The organism is Novosphingobium sp. FW305-C-111 (genome assembly GCF_058783565.1).
This window is the reverse complement of sequence record NZ_JBYSYP010000029.1, coordinates 1-6225: the sequence shown is the minus strand read 5'-3', so window position 1 is coordinate 6225 and position 6225 is coordinate 1. Positions and strand designations below refer to the sequence as shown.

8 protein-coding genes are annotated in these 6225 nt (G+C 63.2%); 7 read left to right on the top strand and 1 reads right to left on the bottom strand.

Annotated features, from left to right (window positions below; translation table 11 throughout):
- Nucleotides 1-123 precede the first annotated feature (123 nt).
- The 7 genes from AC3WLD_RS18770 to AC3WLD_RS18740 all read left to right on the top strand — a co-directional run bounded on the left by AC3WLD_RS18770 (nt 124) and on the right by AC3WLD_RS18740 (nt 5868).
- Nucleotides 124-1383 carry a TrbI/VirB10 family protein gene (locus AC3WLD_RS18770; protein WP_492558390.1) on the top strand — a complete coding sequence of 420 codons (1260 nt, stop codon included), beginning with the start codon at nt 124-126 and terminating at the stop codon, nt 1381-1383.
- Nucleotides 1384-1401: 18 nt separating this feature from the next.
- The gene (trbJ, locus tag AC3WLD_RS18765; RefSeq protein ID WP_341897542.1) at nt 1402-2184 is read left to right on the top strand and encodes a P-type conjugative transfer protein TrbJ; all 783 of its coding nucleotides are present in this window, start codon (nt 1402-1404) and stop codon (nt 2182-2184) included.
- A gap of 24 nt (nt 2185-2208) precedes the next feature.
- Nucleotides 2209-2412 (top strand): flagellar basal body L-ring protein FlgH, encoded by a 204-nt coding sequence (locus AC3WLD_RS18760; RefSeq protein ID WP_299103697.1) that lies wholly within the window; start codon nt 2209-2211, stop codon nt 2410-2412.
- Nucleotides 2413-2545: 133 nt separating this feature from the next.
- Entirely contained in the window at nt 2546-4456 is a 1911-nt protein-coding gene (gene trbL, locus AC3WLD_RS18755; protein ID WP_341897540.1) for a P-type conjugative transfer protein TrbL, read from the top strand.
- Nucleotides 4456-5130, top strand: a complete 675-nt coding sequence (locus tag AC3WLD_RS18750) for a transglycosylase SLT domain-containing protein (protein WP_492558389.1) — start codon at nt 4456-4458, stop codon at nt 5128-5130. The genes trbL and AC3WLD_RS18750 overlap by 1 nt, the downstream gene beginning before the upstream one ends.
- 41 nt (nt 5131-5171) lie before the next feature.
- Entirely contained in the window at nt 5172-5459 is a 288-nt protein-coding gene (locus tag AC3WLD_RS18745) for a hypothetical protein (protein ID WP_213503728.1), read from the top strand.
- Nucleotides 5425-5868, top strand: a complete 444-nt coding sequence (locus AC3WLD_RS18740; protein ID WP_213503727.1) for a hypothetical protein — start codon at nt 5425-5427, stop codon at nt 5866-5868. Before AC3WLD_RS18745 ends, AC3WLD_RS18740 begins: the two co-directional genes overlap by 35 nt.
- A gap of 71 nt (nt 5869-5939) precedes the next feature.
- Here AC3WLD_RS18740 and AC3WLD_RS18735 read toward each other — a convergent pair.
- Nucleotides 5940-6225: hypothetical protein (locus tag AC3WLD_RS18735; protein ID WP_213503726.1), on the bottom strand; the 286-nt coding region annotated here is incomplete at its 5' end.

Sequence of the window (6225 nt, the reverse complement as noted above, 5' to 3'; positions counted from 1 at the left end):
ACCATTTCGCAGCAGCCGCCTGATCGGCGCAGAGCGACAGCCTACCTCTGACTGCCGCCAATCTTTGCAACAGAGCCCTACATTGTCGGCGCGCTCGTCGTCGTCTTCCTGCTCATCGTCGTCATGGTCGTTATCGAACGCGGCCAAATGCAGACGGTGAAGCCAGAGGATTTACAACAGCCCAACAAAGGCCAAACCTCGCTGGACATGGCGCGACAGGTCGCCGGCAACGCGGAAGGCGGGGAAGTCCCCTCCGCGAACGGCGCTCCGACCGTGCCAACGGCGCCGACGATGGTTCCCGGCCCGGTTGCTCTCGACGCCAATGGCGTCCCGATCGCCCCCGTCAATCCCGACATGCCTCCCGTGCCTCCGGGGGGCTATGCCGGGAATGGACAGGCTCCCCAAGTCTCGCCCGAAGTCATGTCGAGGCGGCAACGCATCGAAGCTATGCGCGCCGCCAAGGCGCAAATGTTCACGGACGCGGTTCGCGCGCCGACGAACATCAAAATGGCGGCGGCGCGTAGCGCGGGCTCGCCCGGCGGCGCAAGCGCCAACGGCGACACGGCGCAACGCCTTGAAGCTCTGCGCCAGCAAATCGCGGCGGCTGCGGCGGAAGGCAACGGCCCATCCTCAACCGATCTGCAAACGCTCGCCGCCCTCCAAGGTCAAATGGCCGCGAACGGCGGTGGGAACGCCACGGGGCAGGGGAGGGATTTAGGCCAGTTCGGCAACAAGCAAGGCGGCGATCGGTGGCAACTGGATTCGCAGCCTGCGGCTCCGCGCACGCGCTATCAGCTAACCGCCGGTTTCGTGATTCCGGGGACGTTGATCTCTGGCATCAATTCCGAATTGCCCGGCCAAATCGTCGCTCAAGTCTCACAGAACGTCTATGACAGCGCGACGGGCAAATACCTCCTGATCCCGCAAGGCGCGCGGCTGGTGGGCTCCTACTCCGCTGACGTTCAATATGGACAATCGCGTGTGCTGATCGCGTGGCAGCGGATCGTCTTTCCGGATGGCAAGGCGATGGACATTGGCGCGATGCCCGGCTCGGACAGCGCCGGCTATGGCGGCTTCAAGGACAAGGTGAATAATCACTATCTGCGCATCTTCGGATCGGCCTTGTTCATGTCTGGCGTGACGGCGGGCGCAACGCTCAGTCAGCCCCAATCCAACTTCGATAGCAACGGCAACAGCCGTCAAAGCGCAAGCTCGGCCCTGAGCGAAGCCCTCGGGCAACAGCTTGGTCAAGCTACCGCTATGATGATCCAAAAGAACCTCAATATCTCCCCTACGTTGATGATCCGGCCCGGCTTCCGGTTCAACGTCGTGGTCACGAAAGACCTCGCGTTTTCAAAGCCGTATCGTGCTTTCGACTATTAACCCCAAGGAGTGAGTCCAATGCGAAAGGTAATTTTAGCCGCTAAAATTGGCTTCGGGCTGGCCGTCATCGCCGCCCCGATGACAACGCCCGCTTACGCGCAGTTCGCCGTGGTCGATGTGGCGAGCGTCAAGCAAAACACCATCACGGCTGTCCAGAGCGTCGCACAGGTGGCGAAGCAGGTTCAGCAGTACCAAACCCAGCTTCAACAATATCAGAACATGCTCAAAAATACGCTGGCTCCTGCGGCCTACGTGTGGAGCCAAGCCCAAAGCACCATCGACGGGCTGCAAAATACGTCGAATACGCTCAACTCGTTGACACGCCAGACGGGCGGGATCGACGCCTATCTGAGCCAATTTCAAAATCCGAATTACTACAGAAACTCGGCCTGCTTTTCGGCGACAGGTTGCACCGCTGCACAGCGCGCCGCCCTTCAAACCAATCAGCGTGCCAAGCAACAGCTTCTCATGGCGTCAAACGACGATGTGCTGCGGGGTATCAGTGACCAACAGACGCAGTTGAAGCAGGAAGCAGCGACGCTCGAACAGATGCAGCGCAACGCCCAATCGGCGGACGGGCAGGCGCAGGCCCTCGGCTATGCCAACCAGTTCGCCGCTAATCAGGCCAACCAGCTTCTCGCCCTGCGCCAGCAGCTAATGGCGCAGCAGGCCGCCACGCTGGCCGTCCAGCAGGCCGCTATGGACGAAAAGGCTCTGCGGGTCGCGGCGTCTGAAAAGGCACGCTCTGGCTCTTACACAAAGGATGCGGCCGGCACCTATGGCTATACGACGCCAAACTGATCGCGCCGATAGGAGGATGACGAAATGAATATGAAGCTCGTGGGTCTCTTGGTGGCGGTTATCGTCATCCTCCTCGGCCTGCTCGTGATGATGATGCGTGCCAAACCCGAAGTGGTCGAACCCGTTGCTGTCACCGCGCCAGCCCCGATCCAGCCAAAACCGAATCCGCGCGGCGGGTCTTATAAGAAAACACCGCCGGGGAAGTACGAATACACAACGCCGAAATGAGCGAGTGAAGTTCGGATAACTGAGGGCCGGAACGATGGTTGTATCTCGCAATAAGCTGGCCCTGTTGGGGCTCTGCACGTTGGTAGCATTAACGGTAGCGACGCCTGCCTTGGCCCAAACTGAGGGCGGCGGCATGTTCACCGATATCCAGAATCGCTACGCGGCGGCGGCCCGTGGCTGGTCCTCTGCGATGACAAGTGCAGCCTCGTTCCTGTTTTGGGGTCTGGCGGCGATCAGCCTAGTGTGGACGATGGGCCTCATGGCTCTACGCCGCGCCGATCTTGGAGAGTTTTTCTCCGAGTTCATCCGGTTTGTGGTCTTCACCGGCTTCTATTTCTTCCTGCTGACGAATGGCCCCTCGATCGCGGACGCCATCATTCGATCTCTGCAACAGCTAGGCTCCAACGCAGCGAGCATAGGCCCTGTAACGCCGGGAAGCATTGTCGATATCGGTTTCGATATCGTCTCCACGACGGTCGATCAGTCTTCGATTTGGGAGCCTGTGGATTCTGCGGTCGGGATCATCATCGCGTGCATTATTCTCGTGGTGCTGGCCCTTGTGGCGGTCAACATGCTCCTGCTGCTCGTGTCAGCATGGATACTCGCTTTCGGCGGCATCTTCTTCCTTGGTTTCGGGGGTTCCCGTTGGACCTCGGACATGGCGATCAACTATTTCAAGACGGTGCTCGGCGTGGCGGCGTCACTAATGGCGATGGTTCTACTCGTCGGCATCGGAAAGACGTTTGTTGACCAATATCACGCCAGCATGTCGTCAGTGACGACGATCAAGGAACTGGCGGCGATGATGGTCGCCTGCGTGATCCTGTTGGCGCTGGTCAATAAGATTCCCGGCATTGTCGCCGGCATCATAACCGGGGCGAGTGTCGGCGGTGCTGCGAATGTCGGGTCGCTCGGCGCGGGCGCGGCGATGACTGCGGGCGGCATGGCTGTTGCGGCGGCGGCAACTGGCGGCGCGGCGCTCGCGGCCGGGGCTGCGAACGCCGCTGGCGGCGCAAGCGCGATAAGCGCCGCGTTCAAGTCGGCGCAGGAAAACATGGCAAGCGGCGGCGGCATGTTCTCGGGCTCGGGCGGCGGTTCCTCGTCCGGCGGCGGGTCCAGCGGGAGCGGTAGTCTCGGACCTGACGGCGGCGGCGGCGGTGGCGGCGGTGGCGGTGGCGGTGGCGGCCCTTCTCCGCTTTCCTCGGCGATGGGTGGCGGTCGCGCTGGTGGCGCGAACGACAACGCCGGGGGTGGACGTAGCGCCGCGACGGCGGAAGGCGGCGGCGCTGAGACTGCGACCTCTGGCGCTGGCTCGCCGGCTGGCACTACCGGCGGCGGGATCGCCGGGGCGGTCGGGGAGCCCGATGGCGCGGCGGCCGGGTCAGCCGAAGAAGTCGTGGCCGCGACGGCGGAAGCCGGCTCTGCGGCGCAAGCGTCCGCTGCGCTGGGTGAAGACGGCGGCGGGGCCGGCGGCGCGGGAGAAGGCGGCGGCGGATCGCAGGGCCGTAGCGCGTTGGCGACGGGTGCTCTGTTCGCGGCCGATATGGCTTCTAACCTCGGCGGTGGGATCGCGCGAACCGCTTCAAACAAAATGGGCGCTGTAGCTGACGCGGCTCGCGCGCGTGTCGCCGGAACGGTCGGCGGCCAAATCGCATCGGAAATCCGCAACCCCGGCTCGGCGGCTGCGAGGCGGAAAGGCGGCGGCGAAACCCTGACGCCAGCAACCGGGGCAGGGGGATCGCGCGGGGGATCGCGTGGCGGTGGAAGCTCGGGCGGCACTGGCGGCGGCGAGTTCGGCTCGTATGGATCAACAACCTCGCCGATCGGCTCCTATTCGTCCGGTAGTTCGGGCTCGTTCGGTGGTGGTGGCTCTGACGGCGGCGCGCTCGATGGCGACGGCGGCCCTTCGGAAGCGATCGGCGCGGACCCCGGCGGGTTTGGCGGCGACGCGATCTCGGGAAGTCAGCGGGGTAGCAACCCCTCAACTCGTGTGGACGCCAGCAATGAAGTTTCCGAGTTTGTGAATCGGGGGAATAATCCATGATGCCAGCGGATATCCCGCCCGCGATCCATGAAAAGGTCGTCTGCTCGATCGGCGCGGCGGCCAAGTATGGCGTGCCTGCCAACATCATCCTTGCCGTCGCTCAAAAGGAAGGCGGCAAGCCGGGGCAATGGGTCCGCAACACCAACGCGACCTATGATATCGGCTCGATGCAGTTCAACACCGCCTATATTCGCACGCTCGCGCGCTACGGGATCGGGACGGCGGACGTGGCGCAACCGGGCTGCTATTCCTACGATCTGGCGGCGTGGCGGCTGCGCGGACACATCAAAAACGATCGCGGCGATATCTGGACGCGGGTGGCGAATTACCACTCGCGAACGCCGATCCACAACGCCCCTTATCGGGCGGCGATCATGGTCTATGCACACCAATGGGGTAGCTGGCTGTCGTCGCGCTTCCATACCTATGACACTCTGACCGTGACGCCTCAGACGATCGCGACGGTGAATAATGCGCCGGTCACAACCGCCCCTGTCATCGCTGCGAGGCCGACTCCCCAAGCCTCGCCTGTTCGGGTGGCGGCCGTAGCGAAGCGCGCTCCTCGGGCCTCTCCGAAGGCCGGGAGCATGAACCCCTATTCGTCGCCGATCCGGGTGGTTTCCTACAATCCCTCCGGATACGTCCCGCGCTCGATCGCGGCCGTGGAGGAATGACGGTGGGCGGCTCTTGGCCCCCGCACGCAACGGAAGGTGACGTGCCACTGATCCTCGACGCTCACGATATCAATCGGGCGGTCTTGGAAATGCTCTCGACGGGTGGATTCAAGGATACGCCGGCACTGCGGCGCTGGGCGCGAACGCCGGGAGCTAATGCGGTCCTGCGCTATTTTCTGATCGCGCGAACGATGCCGCTTCCAACCGAATATTTCCAAATCGATCTGGAAGCGGCGTCGGCTGAAATAGCCGCGCAAGACATGCTTGCGGCGGCAATAGAGGCGAATTTCGGTGATGCTGCTCGCGTCCTGCCTGATCCTTGGCGATAGTCACGCGGACGGCACGGCCGCTGCGGTGCGGGCTGCGCTCGGCAACCGCTGCACGGTCGTAGCGAGGGCCGGGATCGGCTCGGCCGCGATCCTCGATCGGACGCCTGCGGGTTCCTATGGTAGCGCCGTGATCTCGGCCGGCGCGAATGATGCCGGCAATCCGCACCTCGCCGACAATCTCAACGCGATCCGGGGCAAGCTCCAGGTCGGCAAGGTCGTTTGGCTTTTGCCCTATGATCGCCGCGCCACGGCCGCGATCGAAAACGTCGCTAAACGGTGGGGCGATCTCGTGATTGATCTGGCGTGGGCTCGCGCGCGCCGCGATGGAATCCACTGTCAGTCCTATAGCTGGGTGGCGCGCTCGATCGCGCGTGCCGGCTATGCAGGATCGGTTCGTGTGGCCTTTTGAACCGAATTGCCGTCGCGATCGGCGCGGGCGGCAGAAGGGGGCGGGTTGCCCCGCCCCCCTGTTAGCTTCGATTAGGGCGTGACGGTCAAAGCAGCGCCCGTGTTGAGATTGGCGTTGTAGTTGCAGCCGCTTCCGAAGTTCACCGAGTTGAAAAAGAACGACGTTGCAGCGTTGCCGTTCTTCATGATCGTGAACGGCACGTCAGACGAGGTAGAGCAGGAAAGCCCGCCTCCCGAAATGGTGAGGCCGTGGAAAACGCCCGTGGTGGCCGAAGTGACGGCTGTGCATGGCGGTGACAAACCAGGCCAATGGAGCGCCGGCGTTTTGCTGAGCGCGGCGGTGTAAAAACCGGCCATT